Below are 24,962 nucleotides of genomic sequence, written 5' to 3' on the forward strand. Positions count from 1 at the left end.
TGCAAGACGGTTTGCAGACGCCTCTCGAGCACAGCAACAGGAGCATGTCACATGCCCAAAATGAAGACCAAGAGCAGCGCGAAGAAGCGTTTTCGCGTTCGTCCCGGTGGCACCGTCAAGCGCGGTCAAGCCTTCAAGCGTCACATCCTGACCAAGAAGACCACCAAGAACAAGCGCCACCTGCGCGGTGCGGTGAATGTGCATGAGACCAACATGGGTCACATGGCACAGATGCTGCCCAAGGCTGGCCTGTAATCACTGACGAACAAGGAGAACATTCATGCCTCGCGTCAAACGTGGTGTAACGGCTCGCGCCCGTCACAAAAAGGTTCTGGCCCTTGCCAAGGGTTTCCGTGGTCGCCGTGGCAACGTCTTCCGCGTTGCCAAGCAAGCGGTGATGAAAGCCGGTCAATACGCCTACCGTGACCGCCGCAACAAAAAGCGCGTGTTCCGCCGCCTGTGGATCACGCGTATCAACGCAGCTGCACGCGAGTGCGGTCTGACGTACAGCCAGTTTGCCAATGGCATCCGCAAGGCTGGCATCGAGATCGACCGCAAGATGCTGGCCGACATCGCTGTGCACGACAAGGCAGCTTTTGCCGGCATCGTGGAACAAGTGAAGGCCAAGCTGGCTGCCTGAAGGTGAGCGAGGGCTGCTGTGAACCAGTGGCCGCTTCACCGAACGATCAAGGGGTTGAGGCTTCGGCGCTCAATCCCTTTTTTCTTCTCCGGGAGCCTTCGGAGGTCGAAGCCGGCACGGCCCAGCGGCCGGATTGCACGGGATGCCGGCCTTCGCCAAGCTCTCACCAACCGAATTTCGTGACGCCATGAACGAGCTCGATGCCCTGGTCGCCAGCGCCCAAGACAGTTTTGCGCAGGCCCATACGGCCGCTGATCTGGAAAACGCCAAAGCCCGCTTTCTGGGCAAGTCCGGGCAATTGACCGAGCTGATGAAAGGCCTGGGCAAGCTCAGCGTCGACGAGAAGAAGACGCGTGGCGCGGCGATCAACGTCGCCAAGCAGGCTGTCGAACAGGCCTTGCAGGCCCGCCGCCAGGCGCTGGCCGATGCCGAGCTCGCCGTGCAACTGCAGGCCGAGGCCCTGGACGTGACCCTGCCGGGCCGCCCGCGCGCGGTGGCTGGCGGCCTGCACCCGGTGCTGCGGGCCTGGGAGCGCATCGAGGCCATCTTCGGCAGCATGGGTTTCGCCGTGGGTGACGGGCCGGAAATCGAGAACGACTGGTTCAACTTCACGGCGCTCAACAACCCGCCCAACCACCCGGCGCGCTCCATGCAGGACACCTTCTACGTCGACCTGAACGACGAGCAAGGCCTGCCGTACTGCCTGCGCACCCACACCAGTCCGATGCAGATTCGCTTTGCCACGGCGCACGCCAAGCGCCACGCCGAGGCGCTGGCACGGGGCGAGATGCACGAGGTGCGGGTGATCGTTCCGGGCCGCACCTACCGGGTGGACAACGACGCCACGCACTCGCCGATGTTTCACCAAGTCGAGGGCCTGTGGCTGGGCGAGAACGTGAGCTTCAAGGACCTGAAGGTCACCTACCTGAATTTCTGCAAGGCTTTCTTCGAGACCGATGACCTGAAGTTGCGTTTCCGCCCCAGCTACTTCCCGTTCACCGAGCCCAGTGCCGAAATCGACATCCAGTTCCAGTCGGGCCCGCTGGCGGGCAAGTGGCTGGAGGTTTCGGGCTCCGGCCAGGTGCACCCCACGGTGGTGCGCAACATGGGCCTGGATCCCGAGCGCTTCGTGGGTTTTGCCTTTGGTTCGGGCATCGACCGCCTGGCCATGCTGCGGTATGGCGTGAATGACCTGCGCCTGTTCTTTGACGGTGACGTGCGTTTCCTGAGTCAATTCAAATGAAACGCTTCACGGAGTATGGCTGTGTTCCCGTTTGAAAATAAACGGTGGTAACACCATACTGCCTGATACCCGTCTTGGCTTCATTCGACATCTTCAATCGCCATGCAATTTCCCGAATCCTGGTTGCGCGAGTACTGCAACCCTGCGCTGAGCACCCAAGAACTGGCCGACGCCCTGACCATGGCCGGTCTGGAAGTGGAAGAACTCGACCCGGTGGCGCCGCCGTTCACCGGCATCGTGGTGGGTGAAATCCTCTCGGCCGAACAGCATCCCAACGCCGATCGCCTGCGCGTGTGCCAGGTCGACGTGGGCGAGGCGCAGCCCCTGTCCATCGTCTGCGGCGCGCCGAATGCGCGTGCCGGCATCAAGGTGCCGTGCGCCACGGTGGGGGCGGAACTGCCGCCCGGTGAGGACGGCAAGCCCTTCAAGATCAAGATCGGCAAGCTGCGCGGCGTCGAGAGCTTTGGCATGCTGTGTTCGGCGCGCGAGCTCGGCATCTCGGACGAGCATGGCGGCCTGCTGGAGCTGGCAGCCGATGCGCCCTTGGGGCAGAACGTGCGCGAGCTGCTGCAGCTGGACGACACGCTGTTCACGCTCAAGCTCACGCCCAACCTGGCCCATTGCCTCAGCGTCTACGGCGTGGCGCGCGAGGTCTCGGCCATCACCGGTTCGCCCCTCAAGCCCTTGGCCAGCGTGCCGGTGCAGCCGCAAACCGACGCCGCGCTGGCGGTGACCATCGCCGCGCCCGAGCTGTGCGGCCGTTTCTCCGGTCGTGTGGTGACGGGCGTGACGACGCAGGTGCAGACGCCGGCCTGGATGAAGGCGCGCCTGGAGCGCTGCGGTCAGCGCACCGTGTCGCCGCTGGTGGACATTTCGAACTACGTCATGTTCGAGCGCGGCCGGCCCAGCCACATCTTCGACCTGGACAAGATTCATGGTGGTCTGCAGGTGCGCTGGGGTCGGGCCGGCGAAACGCTGCAGTTGCTCAACGGCAACTCCATCACGGTTGACGAGCAGGTCGGCGTGATTGCCGATGACCAGGCGGTGGAATCGCTGGCCGGCATCATGGGCGGCGACGCCACGGCCGTGTCGGACAGCACGCAGAACATCTACATCGAGGCGGCGTTCTGGTGGCCCGATGCCATCGCGGGTCGTTCGCGTCGTTTCAATTTCAGCACCGATGCGGGCCATCGCTTCGAGCGTGGCGTCGATCCGGCGGGCACGGCCTCGGACATCGACTACATCACCGCGCTGGTGCAGCAAATCTGTGGCGGTCAGGCTGGCCCTCTGCATGATCAGCAGGTCAACATGCCAGTATCCACCAACGTCCGTTTGCGTGTTGAACGGGCCAACCGCATACTGGGTACCAAGTTGACGCAGGACCAATGCGCAGATGCCTTGGCCCGCCTGGGCCTGCCGCTCACGCAAGAACCCGGTGTCATCACCGTGCAGCCGCCCAGCCACCGCTTTGACCTGCGCATCGAGGAAGACCTGATCGAAGAGGTCGCGCGCATCGTCGGCTACGACAACCTGCCCGAGACGCCGCCGCTGGCGCCCACCGTGCCCAGCGTGCAGTCCGAGTCGCGCAAGGGCCGTTTCGAGCTGCGCCATCAACTGGCGGGCCGGGGCTACCTGGAAACGGTGAACTTCAGCTTCGTGCCGCCCGACTGGGAGCGCGAGCTGGCAGGCAACGCGAACCCGATCAAGCTGCTCAACCCCATCGTCAGCCAGATGAGCGTGATGCGCTCGTCCTTGCTCGGGTCGCTGTTGCAGGTGCTGAAGTTCAACGTCGACCGTCGCGCCGACCGGGTGCGTGTGTTCGAGATCGGGCGCGTGTTCCGCCGCGATGCCCAGGTGGCGACCACCGACAGCACGGTCGCCGGCGTGGATCAGCCCATGCGCGTCGCGGGCCTGGCCTACGGCGCGGTCGAGCCGCTGTCGTGGCGTGGCAAGCAGGCCAGCGTCGACTTCTACGACGTCAAGGCCGACGTCGAGTCGTTGTTGGCACCGCGCCAAGCCGTGTTCGCCGCGGCGGAGCACCCAGCCATGCACCCCGGCCGCTGCGCCAGTGTGTCCGTCGATGGCATCGTGGTGGGCCATGTGGGCGAGCTGCACCCCAAGTGGCGCCAGCAGTGGGAACTGCCGCTGGCACCGGTGGTGTTCGAGCTGGACATGGAGGCCGTGCTGCCACGCGCGTTGCCGCAGGGGCAGCCGCTGCCCAAGCAGTTGCCTGTGGAGCGCGACCTGGCGTTGATCGTCCCCGAGGCGGTCACCCACGCCCAATTGATGCAGGCGGTCACGTCGGTCAACCGCGCCGGCCAGCCGCAGGTGTTGCAGGACGCCGTGCTGTTCGACATCTACCGGCCTAAGCCGGGGCAGGGTGCAAGTGGCCTGGCCGAGGGTGAAAAGAGCTTGGCTGTTCGCCTGACCCTGAGCAAGGGCGATGAAGCCATGACCGATGCCGACATCGACAGCGCCGTGCAAGCGGTGGCGGCGGCCGTCGCCGAGCAGTTGAACGGCCGTTTGCGCGCTTGAGCTTGGGTGCGCAAGTGCGTGATTGGTATAGTGTTTGACCGCCACGCGCGCACCCAGCATGCGCCTCACACCCGGGCCTGATCCCGCCTGATCAGGCCCCACGAGATACCCTCAACCCATGGAACTTTCCGTCGCCAGCATCGACACCACCGCCCTGACCAAGGCGCAATTGGCCGAGCTTCTGTTCGATCAGATCGGCCTGAACAAGCGCGAGGCCAAGGACATGGTGGATGCGTTCTACGCCGTGATCGCCGCTCGATTGGCGGCGGGCGAAGAGGTCAAGATCTCGGGCTTCGGCAATTTTCAGGTGCGCACCAAGGCCCCGCGGCCGGGTCGCAACCCGCGCACCGGTGAGCTGATCCCCATCGAGGCGCGTCGCGTCACCACCTTCCACGCCAGCGCCAAGCTGAAAGAGCTGGTGCAGGATGGCGCCGCGCCTGCCAAGCCGCTTTGAGTCAAGGACCGGGTGTCTGCATGCATACGGCGTCCAAACCGTCCAAAGCCCTGCTGCCGGCCATCCCGGCCAAGCGCTACTTCAGCATTGGTGAAGTGGCCGAGCTGTGCGATGTGAAACCCCATGTGCTGCGCTACTGGGAGCAGGAGTTCACCCAACTGCGGCCCGTCAAGCGCAAGGGCAATCGGCGTTACTACCAGCACCACGAGGTGCTGATGATTCGCCGCATCCGCGAGCTGCTGTATGAGCAGGGGTTCACGATCTCGGGTGCGCGCAACCGCTTGCAGGAGCAGGCCGGGCGGGGCGCTGCCACGTTGCAGCAGGAGCCTGCCGTGGTCGAGGCAGACAGCGCTGCGCAAGGGCACAAGGCCGCCGATGAGGCGGCTCGTGCCGGGGCCACGCTCAATGCGCAGCAGGCGCAATGGCTGGCCGACGAACTGCGTGCGATCCGTTTTCTACTTTCTTTGCAGTGATTTGGAAAAAAGCAAAAAAACGGTATAGAATACATGTTTTCGGCGTGTAGCGCAGCCTGGTAGCGCACTTGCATGGGGTGCAAGGGGTCGCGAGTTCGAATCCCGCCACGCCGACCATTTATTCCTCTGGAATGCCAAAGACCTAGCTTCTTTCGAAGCTAGGTCTTTTTTTGTCCGCATCTTGTTGATCAGAGGTTGGCTTGAGGGGCGGCTCAGCGGGCAGGCGGTCGGGCTGGCAGTTGATTTAAGCCATATTGATGCAGGCAGTATGGGGATGCTTCCGATTTAAAGCCAAAGGAGACTGACACATACTGCATTGAACAATGGTGAGCACGTGTGCTGGCTTGCGGGGGTTGTATGGCCCCTGTCTGTGCACCGCTGTACCCATGCTCGCGTGCGCTTTGCCCTGGTACGCCCACGCAAGCGGACACCGTGAGCGATGCGGGCCTGCGCAGACGCCGATGCCGACGGCGCTGTGGACCGAGGCAGCCGCGGGCGATTGCGTGGATGCTGTTGCGGACCTTGGTGAGGAGCGCTCGGCCAACTGATGCCGGTTGGGGCTCAGGGCGCTGCGAGAGAGGGCTGAGTGGGCAGCACCGCATGCATGCCAGCCACGCAACGGAGGCGGCCATGTTGAAGGGCTGATGTGTTTTGCGAGGTGCCGGTAGCCTTGAGGGCAGTACGGGCCAGACTTCAATTCATTCACATCGACAACTACGCCATACTGCCCATCTTCACCGCCGCACCGATCCCCGCCATTGCATGCACACCATGCCCCCCATCGCCATGGCGCCGCCGAGCAGCAAGGAGGGGGTGAGGGGTTCGTCCAGCCACAAGCCGGAGAACAGCATGCCAAACAAGGGCACCAAGGCCATGTAGGCGGCAGCAGCGCCAGCGCCCAACACCTTCACCCCGCGCAAATACCAGGCATAGGCGAGGGCCGTGGCGCCCAGTGCCAATGCCAGCAGGCTGCACCAAGCCACCTTGGGTGCGTGGGCAAGCGTGATCCAGGCTGCAGGGCCCTCTGCAACCCAGCTGGCCCCCAACAGCAACACGGCCCCCATCACCGCAGTGACGGTTGAGGTGGTGAGTGCATCGAGGGTGGTCAGCACCACGCGCCCCACCAGGGTGTAGGCGACCCAGCAGCCCGCACACCCCAGCAACAGCACTTCTCCGCTGCCGGCGGTACCCGGCCTCAGTGCATTCAGGGAGCCGCCCGTCAGCGCCCAAAGCGCCCCCGCGACGGCCAACAGCAGTCCCCCCACCGTGCGCCAGTTCAGCGGCTCACGAAACAGCCACGCCGCACACAACAGGGTCAGTACCGGATTGAGGGCCACCACCAGGGTCGCCTTGCCAGCGGGCACGCGCTGAAGCGCCAGCAAGAAGAAGATCGAGTAGCCCAGCACCCCGCACGCTGAGGCGCACGCCAGGCCCCGCCACTGCGGCCCACGGATGGCCCGCAACGTAGCCATGCGGCCGCTGCCGAACAGCCACAGCACAAGGACGAGGCTGGCCAGCGCGAATCTCACACAGGCAGCAGCCAGCGGCGGCATGGACAGGGCCACCACCCGGCCCCAGGGCCACGAGGCGCCCCACAAAGCCGCCATGCCAAGCAAACCCAAGTGTGTGGTGTATCGAAGAGAGGTCATGGCAGTACTATCTGCTTGATCTCTTTCATAGTCGAATGAGCAATTACTCATGACCTTCACGCAACTGGACGTGTTCGCCACCTTGGCTCGGGTGGGGAGTTTTTCTCGGGCTGCCGCCGCCCTGGGCATCACCCAAAGTGGTGTCAGCCACACCATCAAGCAGTTGGAAACCGAATTGGGGGTGAGCCTGCTGAACCGTGACGGTTCGGCGCCTGCGCTGACGGAGGTCGGCGCCAGGTTGCTGATTCGGGCCAATGACATGCTTCAGCAAAAGGAGGCCTTGCTGCAAGAGGCGAATCTCGAGCGCGGCGTGGCCCGAGGCAGCTTGCGCATCGCCTCGTTTGGCACCACGTCATCCCTGCGTTTGCTGCCCGCTTTGATGGCCCGCTACCAACGTGCTCACCCGTTGGTGGACGTGCAAATCGACGAGGTAAAGGATGACGCGGTGGTGCAGTGGCTGCTAGAGCGTCGGGTGGAGCTGGGCTTTGTGGTGTTGCCCGAAGCGCGTTTGGACACACTCCATGTGCTCACGGATGAGTTGGTCGCTGTGGTGCCCGCCGCCCACCCCTTGGCCGCTCGCTCGGGGATTCGGGCACGCGATCTGGAAGGCGAGTCATTCATCCGGACGGCCGCGGGCTCCGGGCCTCAGATTGACCAGTTTCTGACCGCTGAAGGTGCGGTGCCTCATGTTCGGTATCGATTCGAACAGCTGTCATCCATGTTGGGCTTTGTCGCGCAGGGCTTGGCCATCACCGTGGCCGCACGACTGGCCTTGCCCGAGCCTCCTGAAGGGGTGGTGTACCGCAGCCTCAAGCCCGCCAAACCCAGAGAAGTGGCCTTGGCGGCATTGAGTTTTGCCAAGCTTTCTCCCGCTGCTGCCGCGTTTGTCGAGGTGGCCAGGAAGATGGGCAAGAGGCTGCTGGGCTGATTCGCAAGATGCTGGCCAATGGGGGCGGACTGAGCCCCACGTCCCTCAGGGGGCGTCTTGCGAACCTCGTCCAACGTCCGGTGGCCTTCACCGGCCGGCCAGCGCGGGTGCCTCAGCCACCGGTCTGGGCCGTCACGGGCCTGGCCGGCTTGCCAGGCCATCCCCCGGCCAAGGTGGCGTAGAGCGCAAGGCTGGCCCGAACTGCGCTGATCTGGCTGTCCGCTGTGGCTTCTTGGGTGGTCAGCTGATCGCGTTGCGCCTCCAGAACTTCGAACATGCTCAGGGTGCCGCCGCGGTACATCCGCTCGGCCAGATGCGCGGCCTCGTCGCGCTGCTGCATGGCGGCGAGCTGGGCGCGCCATGTTTCCTGGCTGCGATGTGCGCGAACGAGGGCGTTCTCGGTTTCTTCCAGCGCCAGCAGGACCGTCTGCTGGTACTGCGCCAGGGCTTCCTGGGCGCCGGCTTCACTGGCGGCAATGCGGGCCCGCACGCGGCCCACGTCCAGGAAGGACCAGTCGATGCCCAGCACCACCTGACGGGTCGCCCTGTCGGCGTCGAACAGGCGCGACCCCTCGAAGGCAAAGCTGCCGAGCAGGCCACCGATCGATAGCCGGGGAAAGAGGTCGGACGTGGCGACGCCGATGCGCGCCGTCGCGGCGTGCAGCCGCGCCTCTGCGGCCGCCACGTCGGGCCTGCGTCGCAATACATTGGCAGGGGTATCGGGCTGTACCGATGGTGGGATGATCGGCAGCGGTTTGATCTCCTCCAATTGAGCGATGAGGTGTTCAGGTGACAGGCCTGACAGCACGGCCAGGCGGTGCTGCAGCTGCGCCACCTGGGCCTGCAGCTCGGGCACCCGTGCCTGGGTGCTGCGCAGCAGGGCCACGGATCGTCTGGCATCGAGATCGGTGCCCATGCCGGCATGCAACCTGCGCGCCACGAGCTCGGCGGTGTGCTGCTGGTTCTGCGCATGGGTCTGGACGATCTTCAGACGCAGTTGCGTGCCGCGCAGCTGGGTGTAGGTGTCTGCCACCTGCACGGCGATGGCCACTTGCAGGGCGACCAGGTCTGCTCGCGAGGCCTGCGTCTGCGCCTCCTGGGCTTCGATGCTGCGTCGCACGCGGCCGACCAGATCAAGCTCCCAACTGGCGGCCAGGCCGACGCTGTGGCTGCGGGTGGATGGGGCCTGACCGGCACCCAGCTGGTCTGCGCTCAGCCGTTGCTGCGTGAGCTGGCCATTCAGGGTGACGGTGGGCAACCGGTCCTTGCGCACCAGGCTCAGCATCGATTCGGCGGCCTGCAGCCGCGCCAGCATCCCCGCCACGTCGTGGTTGCTGCGCAGGGCTTGTTGCACCAGCGCGGTCAACTCCTCATCGCCGAACTGCCGCCAGAAGGCTGCGTCGCGGACGTCGGTGATGGTGAGCGCAGCCGCGCCGGGCCCAGGCTCGGGCGCTTGGCGCGCGAACGCGGCAGGCACCGCGTCGATGTCGGGCCGCTGAAAGTCGGGCCCGACCGCGCAGCCCGTCACGAGCAGGCAGGTGGCGGCGGCGACGGCGTGCCATGTGGCGGCCTTAAGCATGGTGGGTCTCCTCACGAGGGTGGGCGTTGTGGGTGGCCGGGTCGACAGCCTGGCGGGGTGTGAGTTGGGTGCCGCTGAGCTGGCGCAAGGTCACGTAGAACACCGGCGTGAGGAACAGGCCAAACAAGGTCACGCCCAACATGCCGGAGAACACGGTGATGCCGGTGGCGGCACGCACTTCCGCCCCGGCGCCATGCCCGACCAGCAGGGGCACGGCCCCCGCGATGAAGGCGATCGAGGTCATCACGATGGGACGCAGGCGCAGCCGGCAGGCTTCGCGTGCCGCCGCCAAGGTGCCGACCCCTTGCATTTCCAGCTCGCGCGCAAACTCCACGATCAAGATGGCGTTCTTGCATGCCAGACCCATCAACACCACCAGACCGACCTGCACAAAGACGTTGTTGTCGCCCCCTGCCAGCCACACCCCGAACAGCGCTGCGCAGATGCACACCGGCACGATCAGGATGACGGCGAACGGCATGGTCCAGCTTTCATACAGGGCGGCCAGCACCAGGAACACCAGCACCACGGCCAGGACGAAGACGATGGCTGCCGAATGGCTTTGCTCGACCTGCTGGTGGCTCATTTCCGTCCAGGCCAGCTCGATGCCGGTCGGCAAGGTGCGATCGGCGATTTCGCGCAAGGTCGTCAACACCTGACCAGAGGACAGCACCCGCGGGTCGGCATCGCCGATGAGGTCGGCGGCGGGGAAACCGTTGTAGCGCAGCACCGGGTCGGGACCGAAGCTGGGCACCACGGTGACCACGGAGGCCAGCGGCACCATGTCGCCCTGGGCGTTGCGGGTTTGCAGCCGGCCGATGTCTTCGGCCGTTTGGCGGTGGTCGGCGTCGGCCTGCAGCATCACGCGATACACACGGCCAAAGGCATTGAAGTCGTTGACATAGACCGAGCCCAGGTAGGCCTGCAAGGTCTGGAAGACGTCGTCCAGGGCCACGCCCTGCGCCTTGGCCTTGAGGCGGTCCACCTTGACCTCGAGCTGCGGGATGTTGGATTGGTAGGCGCTGACGGGGTAGTGCATGCCCGGCGTCTTGGCGATCTCTCCCTGGAAGGCACTCAGGGCCTGCTGCAGCGCCGCATACCCCAGGTTCCCGCGATCCTCCAGGAACAGCGAGTACCCCGAGCCGTTGCCCAGGCCTTGAATGGGGGGCGGCATCAGGGCGTAGCCAAAGCCGCCCGCCATGCCGGCCAGGCGGCTGTTCAGTTCCGCGCTGATGTCGGTGGCGCTGCGTTGCCGTTCCGAGAATGGCTTGAGGATGACGTAGGCACTGGCCAAATTGGGGGTGTTGGTGCCTTGCAGCGCATTGAGCCCCGCAAACGCAGGCACCGAGGCCACGCCCTCGACGGCCAGGGCGCGGTTCGTCAACTCCTGCGTCACCTCGTTCGTGCGCTGCAGCGAGGCGCCCTCGGGCAGTTTGGCGCCCGCAAAGAGGTAGAGCTTGTCCTGCATGGGGATGAAGCCGCTGGGCACCTGGTTGAACAGCAGCACGGTGCCGGCCAGCAGGGCGGCATACACGCCGAACACCGTGCCCCGCAGCGAGAATGACCGACCCACCACGCGCTCATAGCCCTGCGCACTGCGGTCGAACAGGCGGTTGAAGCGCTTGAAAAACCGGCCCAGCACGGCGTCCATGGCGCGCGCCAGCCCATCCTTGCGGGTGCCACGGCCCTGCAGCAGCCTGGCGGCCAAGGCGGGCGACAGCGTGAGGGAGTTGATGGCGGAAATCACCGTGGAGATGGCGATCGTCACCGCGAACTGCTGGTAGAACTGGCCCGTGATCCCGTCGAGGAAGGCCATGGGGATGAACACCGCGCACAGCACCAAGGCAATGGCGACGATGGGCGCCGAGACCTCTTGCATCGCCCGGTGGGCCGCCTCGTGCGGGCTGTGCCCCTGTTCGATGAAGCGCTCGACGTTCTCCACCACCACGATGGCGTCGTCCACCACGATGCCGATGGCCAGCACGAGGCCAAACAAGGTCAAGGTGTTGATCGAATAACCCAGCAGGTACAGCCAGGCGAAGGTGCCCACGATGGACACGGGCACGGCCAGCAGGGGAATGATGGAAGCGCGCCAGGTCTGCAGAAAGACGATCACCACCAACACCACCAACACCACCGCTTCGATCAGCGTGTGCTGAACAGCCTGGATGGAGTCACGCACGAACACCGTGGGGTCCCACAGGTATTCGAAGGCGGTGCCCTGGGGCAGATCGGCCGACAGGCGGTCCAGGGTGCGGTAGACCTCGTCGGCGACGCCCAGGGCATTGGCGCCGGGTGTCAGGAAGATGCCGATGGCCGCCATGTCCCGGTTGTCGAGCGAGGCGCGCAGGGTGTAGTCGCTGGCCCCCAGCTCAAGGCGGGCCACGTCGGACAGCCGCACCACCCGGCCATCGCTGCCGGTCTTGAGCACGATGTCGCCAAACTCCTCGGGGTTTTTCAGTCGGCCCTGCACGTTGATGGACAGGAGCTTGTCCGTGTGCTGGGTGCTGGGCTCTGCCCCCAGCTGGCCGGCCGACACCTGCACGTTCTGTTCGCGCACGGCGGCGATCACCTCACCCGCGGTCAGCTGGCGGGCGGCCACCTTGCTGGGGTCGAGCCAGATGCGCATGGCGTAGTCGCCCGAGCCATAGACCTGCACGTTGCCGATGCCGGGGATGCGGGCCAGCTCGTCCTTGACCTTGAGCGTGACGTGGTTGCGCAGGTACAGCGTGTCCAGGCGACCGTCCAGAGACGCCAGACCCACGTACATCAGCGGGGTGGCCGATTGCTTCTGGGTGCTGATGCCGTACTGCCGCACGTCCTCCGGCAGCCGGCTTTGTGCCTGGCTGACGCGGTTTTGCACGCGCACGGCGGCGTCGTCGGGGTCGGTGCCGGGGCGGAAGGTGGCGATGACCTGCAAGCTGCCATCGGACGCCGCCACCGACTTCATGTACATCAGGCCCTCCACCCCGTTGATGGCTTCTTCGAGGGGCACGGCCACCGATTCGGCAATCTCCTTGGGGTTGGCACCGGGGTAGGTGGCGCGCACCACCACGCTGGGTGGCACCACCTCGGGGTACTCGCCAGAAGGCAGCTGGGGGATGGCGAGCAGCCCTGCTGCGAACAGCAGGACCGACAGGACGACCGCAAAGATGGGGCGGTCGATGAAGAATTTGGAGACGTTCATCTCAGCCCCTGATCACTGCCGGGATGCGGAGGCCGAGGCCGCCGCGGGCTGGGCTTCGGTCGAGGCGGCTTGGCCGGACACCTGGGGCGCCAACGGCATGCCGGGGTAGTGGATGCGCTGCAGACCGGCCACCACCAGCAGGTCGCCGGCTTGCAGGCCGGCGGTCACCACGCGTTGGCCCTCGTGCAGGCGACCAAGCGTCAACTCGCGCCGCTCCGCCCGGTTGTCGGCGCCCACCACAAAGGCGTACTTGCGGTCCTGGTCCGTCAACACGGCCTTGTCGTCGATCAGCACCGCCTGGAACGGCGTGCGATCTTGCATCTGCACGCGCGCGAACATGCCCGGGGTGAACAGCCCACTGTCGTTGCGCAACGTGGCCCGCACGCTGATCGTGCCCGTCTGCGGGTCCAGGCGGTTGTCGAAGAAATTCGCCTCGCCCGCATGCGGAAAGCCGGCATCGCTGGCCAGGCCCACCCGAACTGGCACCACGCGGGACGGCGCGCCTGCCTCCGCCGGGGTGGTTTGCCGGTGGCGCAGCAGGCTTTGCTCGTCGGCGTCGAAGTAGACGTACACGGGGTTGTCCGACACCACCGTGGACAGCACACTTTGATTGGCCTGTGCCAGGTTGCCGGGTGTCAGCAGCGCTCGGCTGGCGGTGCCGTTGATCGGGGCGCGCACCTCGGTGAAGCTCAACTCCAGTTGCGCGGACGACACCGCCGCTTCGGCGGCCTGCACGTTGGCCAGGGCTTGCGCGAGGGTCGCGGCACGGGTGTCTGCTTCCTCGGTCGAGATGGCGCGGTCCACCAGCAGGTCGCGGGCCCGCTGGTCCTGCGTGCGGGCCAGCGCGGCCGCGGCCCTGGCCCGCTGCAGCTGTGCCTGGGCGTTGGCCAGCGCAGCCTGGTACGGGCGGGCGTCGATGGTGAACAGCACCTGGCCCTTGCGCACCGCTTGTCCCTCGCGAAAGCTCACGCGGTCGATGTAGCCCGTGACCCGGGGCCGGATCTCGACGCTTTCCTGTGCGGCGATGCGGCCATTGAAGGTGTCCCATTGCTGCACCTCGTGCACGGCCACCCGGGTGACGGTGACCTTGGCCGGGGGCGGTTCAAGCGGGGGGCTGGCGGGCTTGTTGCCGTTGGCCTGGCCGCAGGCGGCGACGGTGAGCAGAACGGCCGCGGCGGCGGCGAACGAGGCCGCGCGAACGATGCCGCGCGGCGGGGGTGATGAGGTCATGGTGAATCCCGTGAAGTGAAGGCATCGCCCACCGAGGCGCGCATGGGCGCGGGTGGGGGAGACGTTGCAGACCGATATTCTTCAAGTTAAAGTAAACTTTAAGTCAAGCACGCACGGAGAATGACACCATGGACCCTAGGGATGATGACCTGCTGGTCATTGGCGCGATTGCACAGCGCAGCGGCGTCAAGGCCTCGGCCTTGCGCTACTACGAATCACTGGGGCTGATCGAATCGGTGCGCAGCAGCGCCGGGCATCGCCGCTACCACCGCTCCACGCTGCGGCGTGTGGCTTACATCGTGTTCGCGCAGCGGCTGGGTTTCCAGCTGGACGAAATCGCCTCGCACCTCGAGGGCCTGCCCAAGCACCATGCGCCCACCGGCGCGGACTGGAGCAGTCTCTCGACGCTGTGGGTCAACCGCGTCGATCAGCGCATCGAGGAGTTGATGCACCTGCGCCGCAGCCTGGAGTCCTGCATCGGCTGCGGCTGCTTGTCGATGAAGGTGTGCAACGTCTTCAACCGCGCCGATCACATCGGGCAGCATGGCCCCGGCCCACGCGTCTGGCTGGGCGACACGCTGGATGCCCAGGGGGACGAATGAGGCGTTGGGTCGGCGCGGGCCGACGGGTCTTCAGCCCGCCACCAGCGGCGCGGCACGCTGGGCCATGGCGCGGCGGAACAGCTGCATGAAGCGCGGGGCGACGTTGGCGATGTGGTAGCGCTGGCCGGTGGCGATGGCCGCCTGCGCATAGCGGGCCCGACGCGCGGGATCGGCCCGAAGCTGGCGGATGGCCTCGATCCAGGCGTCGTCCTGGTCGGGCACCAGCAGCCCGTTCACATCGTGCTGCACCAGCTCGGGCACAAAGCCCCAGTTCGAGGCCACCACGCAGCCGCCGCGGGCCAAGATCTCCATCAACCCCCAGTTGGCCACGCCGTGTCGCAGCGGGTAGAGGAAGAGGTCGACATCGGCCAGCAAGGCGGCGAACTGGGGGTAGGGCAGGTGACCCGGAAACGCCACCACGCTGGCGGCCGGGTAGACCTTCAGCAGGTGGTCCCGGAAGCTGGCCACCTTGCCGTTGTAGCGCCGCTCCACCCACTGCTGCTCATAGCCGTAGGTGCTGGCAGTCGGATCGCCAATGGCGACGAAGCGGGCCCCCGCGCCGTCGCCTTCGCGCACCAGGCGGTCCACCAGGCGCATGTAGGTTTCAAACCCCTTGGCGCTGGACAGGTCGCGCGCGGAGAACGCGATGGTGAACGGGCGCTCGCCCGTGGGCGGTTCGGCCGGCTGGCCCGCCTCGCGCAGCGGCGGCGCGATGTCGAAGCCCTCGAACTGCACCGCGATCCGGTCTTGCAGCAGCGGCGGAAACATCGCCCGGGCATGGGCGCTGGGCACGATGGTGAGGTCGCTGCACAGCACCTGGTGGAAGTTCAGCATCTCCGTGTTGCGGTCGCTCAGGCGCTGCGCCATGTCCGGCGGGTAGGCCGCGTCCCAGCCGTGGGCCAGGTAGCTTGGAAACTCGATGTAGCTGACGATGGCGGCCTGCAGCTCGCCATACAGCCAGTTGGGCGCGCCCCACAGCGAATGCGCCACCACCACGTCGATGGGGCGGCCCTGAGCCTGCTCAAAGGCCTGCAGCGCCGGCAGCACCCCGCGGCAGATGCGCGCCGAGCGCTCGACCTTGCTGGAGTAGTAATAGCTCTGAGGCCCGACGATCTTGCCGTCGGGCTGGAAGGCGAGCAGGTGGTCGCAGTGCTGCTCGTGGTTGGCCTTGTGGCCTGGCGTGGTCATGAACCAGGCATCGGCCTGGCCGGTGGCCCGCAGGTGGCTGCAAAGCAGGCTGTACTGGCTCGGGTAGACCGCGCCGACGAAGACGATCAGGGGTTTGTCCATCGTGCTCGGGGAGTCGTGGCTGGCGCGGGGCCAGCCTAGGGGTGAAGGCGGGTCGGGGGCCCGCTCGGTGTGTCATCGTTCAGCATGCAGCGGTGTGTTGGAGTATGGCTTCACTACCGTTTCATCCACAACAGGAATGGTTGGATACTGCTTGAAATTTAGGCATTGACTGTGCAGCCGATCATGGCCGCGGTTGGCGGCCAGCGGCCTGCCGGGGTGTCGATCCGGCTGCCGCAGGCCAGGCTCAGCCGTCCTCCAGCGGTGCGGGCACGGTGGGCTCGCCATCGCTGATCTGGTACTTGCGCATCTTTTCCCACAGCACCTTGCGGCTGATGCCCAGCTGCTGCGCCGTGTTCTGGCGCTTCCAGTCGTTGGCGTCCAGGGCGTCGATGATGCGGTTGCGCTCATCCAGGTCCCAGTTGCTGCGGTTGGCCAGTTGCGGCTCGGTGGAGCTGACCTCCACCGGAAACGTCGCCGCCGACAGGCTTTGCGCCTGCGACAGGATGCGCTCGGTGGCGCCGTCCGCGCGCCAGTCCCGCGTCTGGCGCACCGCCACGCCGATGCGCTCGGCCAGGTTGCGCAGCTCGCGCACGTTGCCGGGGTAGTACATCTCGGCCACCGCGTCGTGGATGAAGAACGGGGGCTCGCCCAGGGTCTGCTCCAGCTCCTGGCCCACCACCTTGCGCAAGATGGCGTAGAAGATGGCGAGCTTGTCGGCTTCCCCGCGCTCTTCCAGGCTGGGCACCTGCAGCTCGATCACGGCCAGGCGGAAGAACAGGTCGGCCCGGAACTGGCCGGCATGCACCAGTTCGCGCAGAGGCTTGTTGGTGGCGGCGACGAGGCGGAAATCCAGCCGCACCGCCGAGGTCGCGCCCAGCCGCGTGACCGTGCGCTCCTCCAGCACGCGCAGCAGCTTCACCTGCTGGTACAGCGGCAGGTCGGCGATTTCGTCGAGGAACAGCGTGCCGCCGTTGGCCTGCTCGAAAAAGCCCTTGTGGGCCGTCACCGCGCCGGTGAAAGAGCCCTTGGCATGGCCGAAGAACAGCGACTCGAACAGCCCATCGGGAATGGCGCCGCAGTTCACCACCACAAAGGGACCTGCGCCGTAGTGCGTGTTGCGCTCGTGCAGGCGTTCGGCGATGCGCTCCTTGCCCGTGCCGGTCTCGCCAAAAATCAGCACGCTGTGCTCGCAATCGGCAAAGGTGTCCACGTCGCGCAGCAGGCGTTTCATGCAGTCGGCCTCGGCGATGATGTCGTCCGAGGCCTGCACCTGGCGCTGCGTGCTCTGCAGGCGACGCAGGATGTGGACCAGCATGGCGCGCAGCTCCGCGCCCGTGAAGTCGAACGGCAGCACATGCGAATACTCGGTCGCGTAGGTGCCGGGGTTGGTGCAGCGCCCATTGGCGCTGACCCACAGCACCGGCAGGCCGCCGAAATTGCCCTCGACCCCCTGACGCGTGAAGCGCGCGCCTTCGAGCACCGTGACGCTCACCACGGCAATGGCGGCGCCCCCGGCCGCATCGCCCGCGCCCGGTGGCAGACCCAGGCCATCGGCGCGCACCACGTCCACGTCCATGCCGAGCATGCACCGCTCCACCCGCTCGGCAATGTCGGCTTGACCTTCCCAGACGTAGATGACCAGATCGCTTGGATTCACTGCAACGGTTTCCTTGGCTTGTGTTGTGTAGAGGGTTGTGGGTTCAATGGACGAGTTGGGCGGTGTCGCATTGGATGTCGAGGACTTCTATCGTCGTGCGCCCCAACTGGATGCCCAAAATCTCCTGAAGGACGGTGCCAGAGAGGAAGCTACCTAACCCGTTCAGTATGGGAACCAAAGCTGGTTTCAATATGGCGCCAACCAGATCTGTCACAGGGGCCAGGTTGATTCCAATGAGCCTAAGTTCCAGGTTGTCGATGAGGCTGCTGACCGTGCTTCCGATTTGCAGGTTATTGGCTTGGCTGTCTTTGGGCGTGTCAACGGGGATGTCGGTGATTGTTTCACTGGATGCGGGCAGCAAATTGGCCTCTGCTTTCACAGTTACCAAACCCAAGAGAACTTGAGTTGGTTCGCAATTCGTGCCATTACGTTTACCGAGGCAGATTTTTCCGACAGAAGATTGAACGCTGATGTCCGCCGTTTTTGGCGTCTGCTGGCAAGAGATTTTTTCCAAGGTGCCTTCGCCGTTCACCAAGTCGACAGACAAGTCGAGGGGCAATAGGCTGCCCAGCACAGGAAGCCCGCCCATGCTGAGAAGCTGTAGGTTTAGACGAACCTGCGCGTTATATGCCTTGGTAATCGCTGGCTTGGCTGGCCCAACAGCCAGAGCAGGCGGTTCTACGATGGTCAAGTTGATTTCGGCAAGGCCGGGAATACCGGTGTTCGTCAACGCCACGCTGTTCGTCCCATTTGCAATCGCCAGCTGGGTGCGCACCAAGTCGGCCAGGTCAACGACGGCATCCAGCCCGGCGCCGATGGGCGAGGCGTTGCCACCGGCAGAGATCATGGCCAGCAGGCCGTTGTCGCCTCCCAGAGGCACCTTGACGTTGGCGAGCTGAAAGGCGGCCAGGTAGGCCCGCAGGTTCACGAGCTCCGCGAGGTCCACGCCGGCGTTCAGCAGGTTGTCGCCAGCGTTGATGGCGGCGTCGATCAGGTCCAGCACCGACGCATCCACGTTGGCCAGGTCATTGGGCGTCAGCAGCGCCAGGTCGTTCACGCCCACGGGCAGGCCCAGAAACTGAAGCAGGCCGGCGGGCGTGATGCGCGCGTTGGCAATGCCGTCCTTGTCCAGCACGGTCAGGCGCGTGATGTCCAGGCCCACCCGTTGTGCGATTAGCCCCAGCACGCTGTCGCTGTTGAACCGCAGCAACTGCGAGCCCACGGTGAATGCGGCCACGGGTTCGTCGTTTTTGGCCGCCGTGGCCGTGGCCGCCACCACGCGTGAGCCGGTGAAGGGCAGCAGCTGCAGGGTTTCGCCCTGCAGCGTCACGCGGGTGGCGTTCAGGGGCCGGGTGGGCGCGTCGCCGTAGTTGGGGTTGAAGCGCGAAGCGTCGGCGAGGCTGGCGTTCCAGTGGCCGCAATCGATAGTGCGCACCTCGTCGTCGAGCGACAGGCGCTGCTGGGCGTTCAGGCTTTGCGTGGCAGCGGCCTGGGCGTCGGGGCAGGTGCTGGCCACGCCGTAGGCCAGGGCATTGGTGGCTTCCAGCGCGGCGATGTCGGCCATGCGCTGCAGGTCGCGCTTGGCGTAGTACATGTAGCCGATCTGCACAGCGCCCAGCACAGCGATCAGCAGGGCGGCCAACAGCGCGAACTGCACCAGCACGGCGCCGCGCTGTGCAGCCGGCCGAGCGGCGAACGGCCGAACCGGGGTTGTCCCGGGGGAAGCGGTGCGGTGAGACGGCATGGCGGTGCTCCTCCTTACAGCAGGGTCGCGAAGTGCAATTCGCTGGCTTCGTGCAGCGTGCAAGGCTCGCTGAACCAGGCGTTGCTGCAGTTGCCGCCCAGCAGCGGGGTCAGCGTGTAGGTCAGCTCGAAACGGGCGCTGCTTTCGCCGCCCGAGGGGCAGCTGCCCCATTGCAGGGCACCCACGGTCAGCTGCTGCAGCACATCGCCGGGCATGGCACTTTGCTGCAGGCTGCGCGAGACGGTTTGGGTCACCCGTTGCTGAATCGCGGCCTTGTTGGCCGCCGCGGTGGTTGGCGTGGGGTGGCAATGCGTGATGCCGGCGGCAATCAGCGTGTGCGCCGCGCGCGCGCCATCGCCGGCGGCGCGGGTCAGCGACTGCTGGGCCTGAAAGGCGCGCCAGTACACCAGGCCGCCCAGCAGCATGACGACCATGACGATGGCGATCAGGGCGAACTCGATCGCGGCGAGCCCGCGTTGCGCGCGTTGGGGTGGGCGTGGCGTGATCACAGCATCCTCCGGTCGACGAGGATGCTGGCGTGGGCGTCCAGCGTGGCCGGCAGGATCAGGCCCAGCCCGGGGATGGCTGGCGCGATGGCGTTGCTGGCGTAGTCGTCGATCTGGTAGGACACCAGCACCACGCAGGGCATGTTCATGTCACACACCAGCGTCGTGTCCAGCGCCGTTTGCGGGGTGCAGGCGGTGTCGTTCAGGCGGCAGACCGTGAACGTGATGTCGCTGGCACTGGGCTGGAGGCCGGCAGGCAGCCAACCCAACGCCTGGGCAGCGGTCTGGCGGGCTTCGGTGCTGCGGTGGGTCCAGGTGGGCGCAGGTGCGCCGGCGAGGGTCGCGGTGCTGGGGTGGCGCAACGCCGCCCGCGCGCCTTCCTCGACCGCGAACTGCATGGACTCGCGCACCAGGAAGGTCAGGCCATAACAGATGATGGCGTACAGCAGCGCGAAGAACACGGGGAAGATGATCGCCCACTCCAACGCATACACGCCGCGCTGCAGCTGGCGTCGGGTGGTCCGATGGCGGGGTGGGCGAGGGGGCGCAATCATGGCGTTCTCCCGTGAAGGGCGGATCACTGCTTGACGTTCAAGCCAGTCTCGAAGCGCTCGGGAATGGTGGTTTCGAAGCTCTTGAGGTAGCGCTGGTAGCTGCGGCTGGCCTGCTCGCCATCGATGGCGCGCGGGTGGGCGCTTTGGGCCGTGCGCTGGGCCTGCAACAGCGCCTCGGTCGCGCTGCCGATGTCGATGCGCCGCTCGAAATAGGGCTCGCCGGAGGGTTCGCCGTAAGGCTCGCCGGCCGCATCCACAGACGCCTCGGTCGCCGGCGCACCCGCGCTCGGCGCGGGCGCCACCTGGGCTTCGACCTGCGATTCAGCAGCTAAAGCGGCGGCCGGCGGATTGGCCGCTGCGGCAGCCTGGGCCGCGCCGGCGCAGGCCAGCAGCAACGCCGCGAACAAAGGGGGGGCAACGAGGCGGAGGAGGGACATGGTGAACCTCATGGCTGGGGGGCGGGTGGGGTGGCGCCGTGCGGGGCGGCACTGGCGGTCTCGGTCACCGGGGTGGTGGCGCCGGCCATGCGCTGGCGCATGGCCTGCTGCACCACGGCGAGTTGACCGTGCAGGGTCTGCACCGAGCGGTCGTCGATCAGGGGCGGGGCGTTGCGCGCCTGCGGCTGGCGCAGGCGCGCCAGCAACTGCTGGGCCTCGGCATCGCGGCCGCTGGCCAGCAGGTACAGCGCCAGGTTGAGCTGCACGCGGGGGCTGTTTGGGGCCAGCTGGGCCGCCTGCATGACCGGCAACTGGCTGCCGGCCAGATCGCCCTGGAGCAGGTGGGCATAGGCCAGGTCGCTGAGCACGTCGGCGTCGATGGGGTTGAGCTGGCGGGCCTGTTCGAGCTGGGCAATGGCTTGCGGGTAGCGCCCCTGCTGTGCGTGCAGCAGGCCCAGGCCGCGCCGTGCGCGGGCCACGGTGGCCGTGTCCGCATCGCCCAGCAACGCCTGGTAGCTCTGCTCGGCCTGTGTGCGCTGACCGGTGTTGCGCTGGGCATCGGCCCGCAGCAGGCGCACCGTGGGCGTGCTGCCGTGCTGGCGCTCGAAGGCATCGGCATGTGCCAGCGAGGCATACCACTGGTTGGCCTCCTGCATCTGCCGGATCAGGTTGAGGTAGGTCTGCTGCGAATCGACCTGGTTCAGCTGCTCGGCCTTGTCCATCTGCTGCTGCGCCTGGGCGGCGGTGTCCTGCTGCGCGGCCACGCCATAACCTTGCGGGGGGCTGATGCAGCCTGCCAGTATCAGCGGAATGGCGATGATGGATGAACGGAAAATGGTGGATACTGCTGTAGTCATCAGCGACCTCCCAGGGACGACAGCGAACGGATCACGGCGGTGAAGCCCGGGCCGGCGGTGATCACCAGCAGCGCGGGCAGCAGGGTCAGCACCATCACGCCGGTCATCTTCACGGTGATGGTGCCGATCTTTTCCTTGAAGCCGGCCTGACGCTTTTCGCGCAGGCGCACGCTGAACTCCCGCAGTGGCTCCTGCACGGCGCCGCCATGCCGATCGACCTGAACCAGCAGGTTCACGACCGCGTTCATGTCGTCGTCGGCGCCCAGGGTGGCCAGCCGCTGCAGCGACTGTTCGCGCGTGCGGCCGCTGCTGTAGAGGCGGTTCGCCAGCCCCAGCTCGCTGCTGATGATGCGCAGCACGCTGCCGAATTCGCTGGCCAGGATCTGCAGGCTCTGGTCGATGCTGAGGCCCACCCCCTGCAGCAGGCGCAGCAGGTCGACGAACAACGGCAGCTCTTCGACCACCTGCGCACGGCGCTTGCCGGCCTTGGCGCGCAGCCACCATTTCGGCCCCATGATCCCCAGCGCCAGGCCGAAGAAGCCATAGCACAGGGCCATGACGCCCTTGGGCTGAAGCAGCGCGATGAGCAGGATGGGCAGCAGCACCGCCAGCAGCGTTCGCGTGACGACGAAGGTCAGCCCGCCGCGCACCAGCTCGAGGCCGGCCTGGTCCAGCAGCTTGCGGTCTTCGTCGGCCAGCAGGGCCTTGGCGATCGGCGACTCCAGCCAGGCGGGCGGGCGCAGGCTGTCGGCCACGGCCTGCTGCTCCGCTGCCGCGCTCGGGCCGTTGTCCGACGGGGTCAGGCCGGCCAACGAGGCCGAACCCATGGGGAAGGGCAGGCTGGTCGCCGCGGCGCGCGCCTGCTGCACCTGATTCAGGCGCGCCTCGGCGCGCGACGCGCGCAGCAGCCGCCACGCCAGCACGCCGGCCAGCAAGGCGATGCCGAGTGCGGCCAGCACCAGGCTCACGGTCCACAGGTGTTGCGGGTTCCAGGAGGCGGGCAGGGACAAGGGCATGGCGTGGCTCCCCGATCTCATTTCAGCCGGGCCAGCCGGTACAGGAAGAACGAGCCCAGCGCCTGCAGCGCGGCGGCGGCCAGGATCATCTTCTGGCCCACCGGGTCGTTCCACATGCGCATGAAGTAGCCCTGGTTGAGCACCATGATCAGCCCGCCCACCAGGATGGGCAGCAGCGCCAGCACCCAGGCCGACAGCCGCACCTCGGCCGACAGCGCGTGCAGTTCGCGCTCGGCGGACTGGCGATCGCGGATGTAGGCGGACACGCGTTCGAGCACCTGGTCGGCCCGCCCGCCATAGCGCGTGCTCATGCGGAACACCGCGGCCAGCAGGCCGAACTCGGGCAGCTTCCAGGTGCGCTCGAGCTGGGCCATGGCCTGGCCCAGGTCGGGCGACACGTTCAGGGCGGCCGACACATCGCCTAGCGCACGGCCCAGGGGCTCGGGCACGTTGCCACTGGCGAACTTGAACGCTGCATGCGGCGAGTTGCCGATGGAGATCAGGCGCACCATGTTGTCCAGGAAGCTGGGCAGTTGCGAGAGCATCTTGGCGCGCCGTTTGCTCAGCCGCAGCCAGATGCCGAAGCAGCACAGCAAGCCATACGCCAGCGCCACCAGGGCACCAATGGCCAGGTCGCCCTGCAATGCAACCAGGGTGGCCAGTAACAGGCCGCCTGCGATCAACAGGCCGATTACCCCGGGCGATACCCCCCATGCGCTGTAACCCAGCCGGTCGTCCAACCATTGCTGCAGCGTGCTGGGCGCGGGCAGCACCGGCGCAGCGGATGCCATCAGCGGCGGCGCGGCGCCCGTCACGGGCAGGCTGGCCGGGGCGGCGGCCGCCTGCATCTCGCGCTGGATGTCCAGGCTGCGTTGGAGGTTGCTGGCGATGGCCTGCTGGGCCTGCTGGCGCTGCGCGCGGGCAAACAGCCACAGCGCCAGGGCCAGCAGCGCGCAGGCCAGGGCGCCCAGCACCAACATGGCGGCTGTCATCGCGGGCCTCCGGCGGTGTTCTGCTGTGCCTGGTGGGCACGCCACCAGGCCAGCAGCTTGGGCGAATGGGGCGAGATGCCCATGGACACCCATTGGTCGATTTCCTGGCCGTCGGGGCCGATCTGGGGTTCGTAGCGGTACAGCTCCTGCATCGAGATCACGTTGTCCGTGATGCCCGTCACCTCGGTCAGCGACAGCAGGCGCCGGCGCCCGCTGGACAGCCGCCCGATCTGCACGATGAAGTCCACGGCATTGGCGATCTGGCGGCGCAGGCTGACCTCGCTGCCCTGAAAGCCCGCGAAGCCGGCCAGCATTTCGGCGCGGTACAGGCATTCGCGCGGCGAGCTGGCGTGGATGGTGCCCATCGAGCCGTCGTGGCCGGTGTTCATGGCCTGCAACAGCTCCAGCACCTCGCCGCTGCGCACCTCGCCCACGATGATGCGGTCGGGCCGCATGCGCAGGCTGTTGACCAGCAGGTCGCGGATGCTGACGTGGCCCGAGCCGTCGAAGCTGCCCGGGCGGGCCTCCAGCCGCACCACGTGGCTGTGGTTGAGCGACAGCTCGGCCGTGTCCTCGATGGTCACGATGCGTTCGCGGCTCGGGATGAAGCTGGCCAGCGCATTGAGCAGCGAGGTCTTGCCCGAGCTGGTGCCGCCGCTGACCAGGATGTTGCAGCGCGCCTGCACCGCCATCTCCAGGATCCGGCAGATGTCCTCGTTGAAGGTGCCCAGCTGCACCAGGTCGCGCGGGGTCAGCGGGTCCTTGCGGAACTTGCGGATCGACACCGACGGGCCGTCGATGGCCAGCGGCGCGATGATGACGTTGATGCGCCCGCCATCGGGCAGGCGGGCATCCACCATGGGGCTGGATTCGTCCAGCCGGCGGCCCAGCGGGGCCAGGATGCGGCGCACGATGCGCAGCACGTGCTCGTCGTCGCGGAAGTGCACCGTCTCGCGCTGCAGGATGCCGCCGCGCGACACGTACAGGTCCTGGTGGCCGTTGACGAGGATGTCCTCGACGTGGGGGTCGTCCAGCAACGGTTGCAGCGGCCCCAGGCCCGTCAGCTCGCGCGTCAGGGCGTTGGCCACCTGCTGGGCTTCGCGCTCGTTGACCGGCACCGCGTGCAGGCGGATGAAGCTGTCCAGCTCCAGGGTCACGAACTGGGCGATGGCCGCCTGCGACCAGCGGCCGAACTCGGCCCCCAGCTCTTCGATGCGCGAGAGCAGGTGGTCGTAGGCGTGGTTCTTGAGCTCGACGAACAAGGGGTTGTGTTCGAACTCGTCGGTGGCGTTGGCCGAAGGCGTCATGGCGTTCGTCATGTCAGCCTTTCGTCAGCCGCCCGAAGGCGATCGAGGCCGGGAACCGCACGAAGCGGCGGGGCGTGGTGGC

Annotated in this window: 22 protein-coding genes and 1 tRNA gene; 9 read left to right on the plus strand and 14 right to left on the minus strand. The window is 66.6% G+C overall.

The features are described 5' to 3' along the window. Positions 1 to 51: 51 nt before the first annotated feature. The 7 genes from rpmI to CCO03_RS06335 all read left to right on the plus strand — a co-directional run bounded on the left by rpmI (position 52) and on the right by CCO03_RS06335 (position 5,462). Positions 52 to 255, plus strand: a complete 204-nt coding sequence (gene rpmI, locus CCO03_RS06305; protein WP_087278704.1) for a 50S ribosomal protein L35 — start codon at positions 52 to 54, stop codon at positions 253 to 255. 25 nt (positions 256 to 280) lie between these two features. Beyond that, positions 281 to 640 (plus strand): 50S ribosomal protein L20, encoded by a 360-nt coding sequence (rplT, locus tag CCO03_RS06310; protein ID WP_087278707.1) that lies wholly within the window; start codon positions 281 to 283, stop codon positions 638 to 640. 187 nt (positions 641 to 827) lie between these two features. Further along, entirely contained in the window at positions 828 to 1,883 is a 1,056-nt protein-coding gene (gene pheS, locus CCO03_RS06315; protein ID WP_087284304.1) for a phenylalanine--tRNA ligase subunit alpha, read from the plus strand. Positions 1,884 to 1,985: 102 nt separating this feature from the next. Next, complete coding sequence (pheT, locus tag CCO03_RS06320) at positions 1,986 to 4,418, plus strand: phenylalanine--tRNA ligase subunit beta (protein WP_087278710.1); 2,433 nt, start codon at positions 1,986 to 1,988, stop codon at positions 4,416 to 4,418. A gap of 118 nt (positions 4,419 to 4,536) precedes the next feature. Then, positions 4,537 to 4,872 carry an integration host factor subunit alpha gene (locus tag CCO03_RS06325; protein ID WP_087278713.1) on the plus strand — a complete coding sequence of 112 codons (336 nt, stop codon included), beginning with the start codon at positions 4,537 to 4,539 and terminating at the stop codon, positions 4,870 to 4,872. 20 nt (positions 4,873 to 4,892) lie between these two features. Continuing rightward, positions 4,893 to 5,345 carry a MerR family transcriptional regulator gene (locus CCO03_RS06330; protein WP_087278716.1) on the plus strand — a complete coding sequence of 151 codons (453 nt, stop codon included), beginning with the start codon at positions 4,893 to 4,895 and terminating at the stop codon, positions 5,343 to 5,345. Between the two features lie 40 nt (positions 5,346 to 5,385). Beyond that, positions 5,386 to 5,462, plus strand: a tRNA-Pro gene (locus CCO03_RS06335). 617 nt (positions 5,463 to 6,079) lie between these two features. Here CCO03_RS06335 and CCO03_RS06340 read toward each other — a convergent pair. Further along, positions 6,080 to 6,994 carry a DMT family transporter gene (locus CCO03_RS06340; protein WP_087278720.1) on the minus strand — a complete coding sequence of 305 codons (915 nt, stop codon included), beginning with the start codon at positions 6,992 to 6,994 and terminating at the stop codon, positions 6,080 to 6,082. Between the two features lie 49 nt (positions 6,995 to 7,043). Here CCO03_RS06340 and CCO03_RS06345 point away from each other — a divergent pair, with 49 nt between their 5' ends. Continuing rightward, positions 7,044 to 7,922, plus strand: coding sequence for a LysR family transcriptional regulator (locus tag CCO03_RS06345; RefSeq protein ID WP_087278723.1), 879 nt, complete (start codon positions 7,044 to 7,046; stop codon positions 7,920 to 7,922). Between the two features lie 112 nt (positions 7,923 to 8,034). Here the strand turns inward: CCO03_RS06345 and CCO03_RS06350 are convergent, their stop codons facing one another. From CCO03_RS06350 to CCO03_RS06360, 3 genes are read right to left on the minus strand one after another with little or no spacing between them, the layout of a single operon-like run. Then, positions 8,035 to 9,501 (minus strand): efflux transporter outer membrane subunit, encoded by a 1,467-nt coding sequence (locus CCO03_RS06350; RefSeq protein ID WP_087278726.1) that lies wholly within the window; start codon positions 9,499 to 9,501, stop codon positions 8,035 to 8,037. Continuing rightward, positions 9,494 to 12,688 (minus strand): efflux RND transporter permease subunit, encoded by a 3,195-nt coding sequence (locus CCO03_RS06355; RefSeq protein WP_087278729.1) that lies wholly within the window; start codon positions 12,686 to 12,688, stop codon positions 9,494 to 9,496. Before CCO03_RS06355 ends, CCO03_RS06350 begins: the two co-directional genes overlap by 8 nt. Before the next feature lie 12 nt (positions 12,689 to 12,700). Continuing rightward, positions 12,701 to 13,918: an efflux RND transporter periplasmic adaptor subunit gene (locus tag CCO03_RS06360; RefSeq protein ID WP_087278732.1), complete on the minus strand. Its 1,218-nt coding sequence runs from the start codon at positions 13,916 to 13,918 to the stop codon at positions 12,701 to 12,703. A 128-nt stretch (positions 13,919 to 14,046) separates the two neighbouring features. On the opposite strand from CCO03_RS06360, the gene soxR reads away from it, so the two are divergent. Continuing rightward, positions 14,047 to 14,520 carry a redox-sensitive transcriptional activator SoxR gene (gene soxR / locus CCO03_RS06365; protein ID WP_087278735.1) on the plus strand — a complete coding sequence of 158 codons (474 nt, stop codon included), beginning with the start codon at positions 14,047 to 14,049 and terminating at the stop codon, positions 14,518 to 14,520. A gap of 30 nt (positions 14,521 to 14,550) precedes the next feature. Here soxR and CCO03_RS06370 read toward each other — a convergent pair whose 3' ends face one another. From CCO03_RS06370 to CCO03_RS06415, 10 genes are all read right to left on the minus strand, one after another. Beyond that, positions 14,551 to 15,810: a glycosyltransferase gene (locus tag CCO03_RS06370; RefSeq protein ID WP_087278738.1), complete on the minus strand. Its 1,260-nt coding sequence runs from the start codon at positions 15,808 to 15,810 to the stop codon at positions 14,551 to 14,553. 244 nt (positions 15,811 to 16,054) lie between these two features. After that, on the minus strand, positions 16,055 to 17,467 hold the full coding sequence (locus CCO03_RS06375) for a sigma 54-interacting transcriptional regulator (protein ID WP_087278741.1): 1,413 nt from the start codon (positions 17,465 to 17,467) through the stop codon (positions 16,055 to 16,057). Between the two features lie 43 nt (positions 17,468 to 17,510). Then, on the minus strand, positions 17,511 to 19,211 hold the full coding sequence (locus CCO03_RS06380; protein ID WP_157667532.1) for a TadE/TadG family type IV pilus assembly protein: 1,701 nt from the start codon (positions 19,209 to 19,211) through the stop codon (positions 17,511 to 17,513). A 14-nt stretch (positions 19,212 to 19,225) separates the two neighbouring features. Continuing rightward, a complete protein-coding gene (locus CCO03_RS06385) occupies positions 19,226 to 19,720 on the minus strand; it encodes a TadE/TadG family type IV pilus assembly protein (RefSeq protein WP_157667533.1) in 495 nt (164 codons plus the stop codon). Beyond that, positions 19,717 to 20,271 (minus strand): TadE/TadG family type IV pilus assembly protein, encoded by a 555-nt coding sequence (locus CCO03_RS06390; RefSeq protein WP_087278747.1) that lies wholly within the window; start codon positions 20,269 to 20,271, stop codon positions 19,717 to 19,719. The genes CCO03_RS06385 and CCO03_RS06390 overlap by 4 nt, the downstream gene beginning before the upstream one ends. Before the next feature lie 23 nt (positions 20,272 to 20,294). Next, a complete protein-coding gene (locus CCO03_RS06395; protein ID WP_157667534.1) occupies positions 20,295 to 20,708 on the minus strand; it encodes a DUF3613 domain-containing protein in 414 nt (137 codons plus the stop codon). An 8-nt stretch (positions 20,709 to 20,716) separates the two neighbouring features. Further along, complete coding sequence (locus CCO03_RS06400; protein WP_087278752.1) at positions 20,717 to 21,565, minus strand: tetratricopeptide repeat protein; 849 nt, start codon at positions 21,563 to 21,565, stop codon at positions 20,717 to 20,719. After that, the gene (locus CCO03_RS06405) at positions 21,565 to 22,581 is read right to left on the minus strand and encodes a type II secretion system F family protein (protein ID WP_087278756.1); all 1,017 of its coding nucleotides are present in this window, start codon (positions 22,579 to 22,581) and stop codon (positions 21,565 to 21,567) included. The genes CCO03_RS06400 and CCO03_RS06405 overlap by 1 nt, the downstream gene beginning before the upstream one ends. Positions 22,582 to 22,598: 17 nt before the next feature. Beyond that, complete coding sequence (locus tag CCO03_RS06410; protein WP_087278759.1) at positions 22,599 to 23,573, minus strand: type II secretion system F family protein; 975 nt, start codon at positions 23,571 to 23,573, stop codon at positions 22,599 to 22,601. Next, positions 23,570 to 24,892: a CpaF family protein gene (locus CCO03_RS06415; protein WP_087278762.1), complete on the minus strand. Its 1,323-nt coding sequence runs from the start codon at positions 24,890 to 24,892 to the stop codon at positions 23,570 to 23,572. Before CCO03_RS06415 ends, CCO03_RS06410 begins: the two co-directional genes overlap by 4 nt. Between the last annotated feature and the right edge of the window lie 70 nt (positions 24,893 to 24,962).

The organism is Comamonas serinivorans, from assembly GCF_002158865.1.
In the GTDB taxonomy this organism is placed as follows: Bacteria; Pseudomonadota; Gammaproteobacteria; order Burkholderiales; family Burkholderiaceae_C; genus Comamonas_E; species Comamonas_E serinivorans.

Bases quoted from the DNA above. Each gene is read 5' to 3' on its own strand.
- CCO03_RS06370 (WP_087278738.1), bottom strand. From the start codon at position 15,810: ATGGACAAACCCCTGATCGTCTTCGTCGGCGCGGTCTACCCGAGCCAG.
- CCO03_RS06395 (WP_157667534.1), bottom strand. From the start codon at position 20,708: ATGTCCCTCCTCCGCCTCGTTGCCCCCCCTTTGTTCGCGGCGTTGCTG.
- CCO03_RS06400 (WP_087278752.1), bottom strand. From the start codon at position 21,565: ATGACTACAGCAGTATCCACCATTTTCCGTTCATCCATCATCGCCATT.
- CCO03_RS06350 (WP_087278726.1), bottom strand. From the start codon at position 9,501: ATGCTTAAGGCCGCCACATGGCACGCCGTCGCCGCCGCCACCTGCCTG.
- CCO03_RS06390 (WP_087278747.1), bottom strand. From the start codon at position 20,271: ATGATTGCGCCCCCTCGCCCACCCCGCCATCGGACCACCCGACGCCAG.
- pheS (WP_087284304.1), top strand. From the start codon at position 828: ATGAACGAGCTCGATGCCCTGGTCGCCAGCGCCCAAGACAGTTTTGCG.
- CCO03_RS06405 (WP_087278756.1), bottom strand. From the start codon at position 22,581: ATGCCCTTGTCCCTGCCCGCCTCCTGGAACCCGCAACACCTGTGGACC.
- CCO03_RS06415 (WP_087278762.1), bottom strand. From the start codon at position 24,892: ATGACGAACGCCATGACGCCTTCGGCCAACGCCACCGACGAGTTCGAA.
- CCO03_RS06380 (WP_157667532.1), bottom strand. From the start codon at position 19,211: ATGCCGTCTCACCGCACCGCTTCCCCCGGGACAACCCCGGTTCGGCCG.
- rplT (WP_087278707.1), top strand. From the start codon at position 281: ATGCCTCGCGTCAAACGTGGTGTAACGGCTCGCGCCCGTCACAAAAAG.
- CCO03_RS06355 (WP_087278729.1), bottom strand. From the start codon at position 12,688: ATGAACGTCTCCAAATTCTTCATCGACCGCCCCATCTTTGCGGTCGTC.
- soxR (WP_087278735.1), top strand. From the start codon at position 14,047: ATGGACCCTAGGGATGATGACCTGCTGGTCATTGGCGCGATTGCACAG.
- CCO03_RS06345 (WP_087278723.1), top strand. From the start codon at position 7,044: ATGACCTTCACGCAACTGGACGTGTTCGCCACCTTGGCTCGGGTGGGG.
- CCO03_RS06360 (WP_087278732.1), bottom strand. From the start codon at position 13,918: ATGACCTCATCACCCCCGCCGCGCGGCATCGTTCGCGCGGCCTCGTTC.
- rpmI (WP_087278704.1), top strand. From the start codon at position 52: ATGCCCAAAATGAAGACCAAGAGCAGCGCGAAGAAGCGTTTTCGCGTT.
- pheT (WP_087278710.1), top strand. From the start codon at position 1,986: ATGCAATTTCCCGAATCCTGGTTGCGCGAGTACTGCAACCCTGCGCTG.
- CCO03_RS06340 (WP_087278720.1), bottom strand. From the start codon at position 6,994: ATGACCTCTCTTCGATACACCACACACTTGGGTTTGCTTGGCATGGCG.
- CCO03_RS06410 (WP_087278759.1), bottom strand. From the start codon at position 23,573: ATGACAGCCGCCATGTTGGTGCTGGGCGCCCTGGCCTGCGCGCTGCTG.
- CCO03_RS06325 (WP_087278713.1), top strand. From the start codon at position 4,537: ATGGAACTTTCCGTCGCCAGCATCGACACCACCGCCCTGACCAAGGCG.
- CCO03_RS06330 (WP_087278716.1), top strand. From the start codon at position 4,893: ATGCATACGGCGTCCAAACCGTCCAAAGCCCTGCTGCCGGCCATCCCG.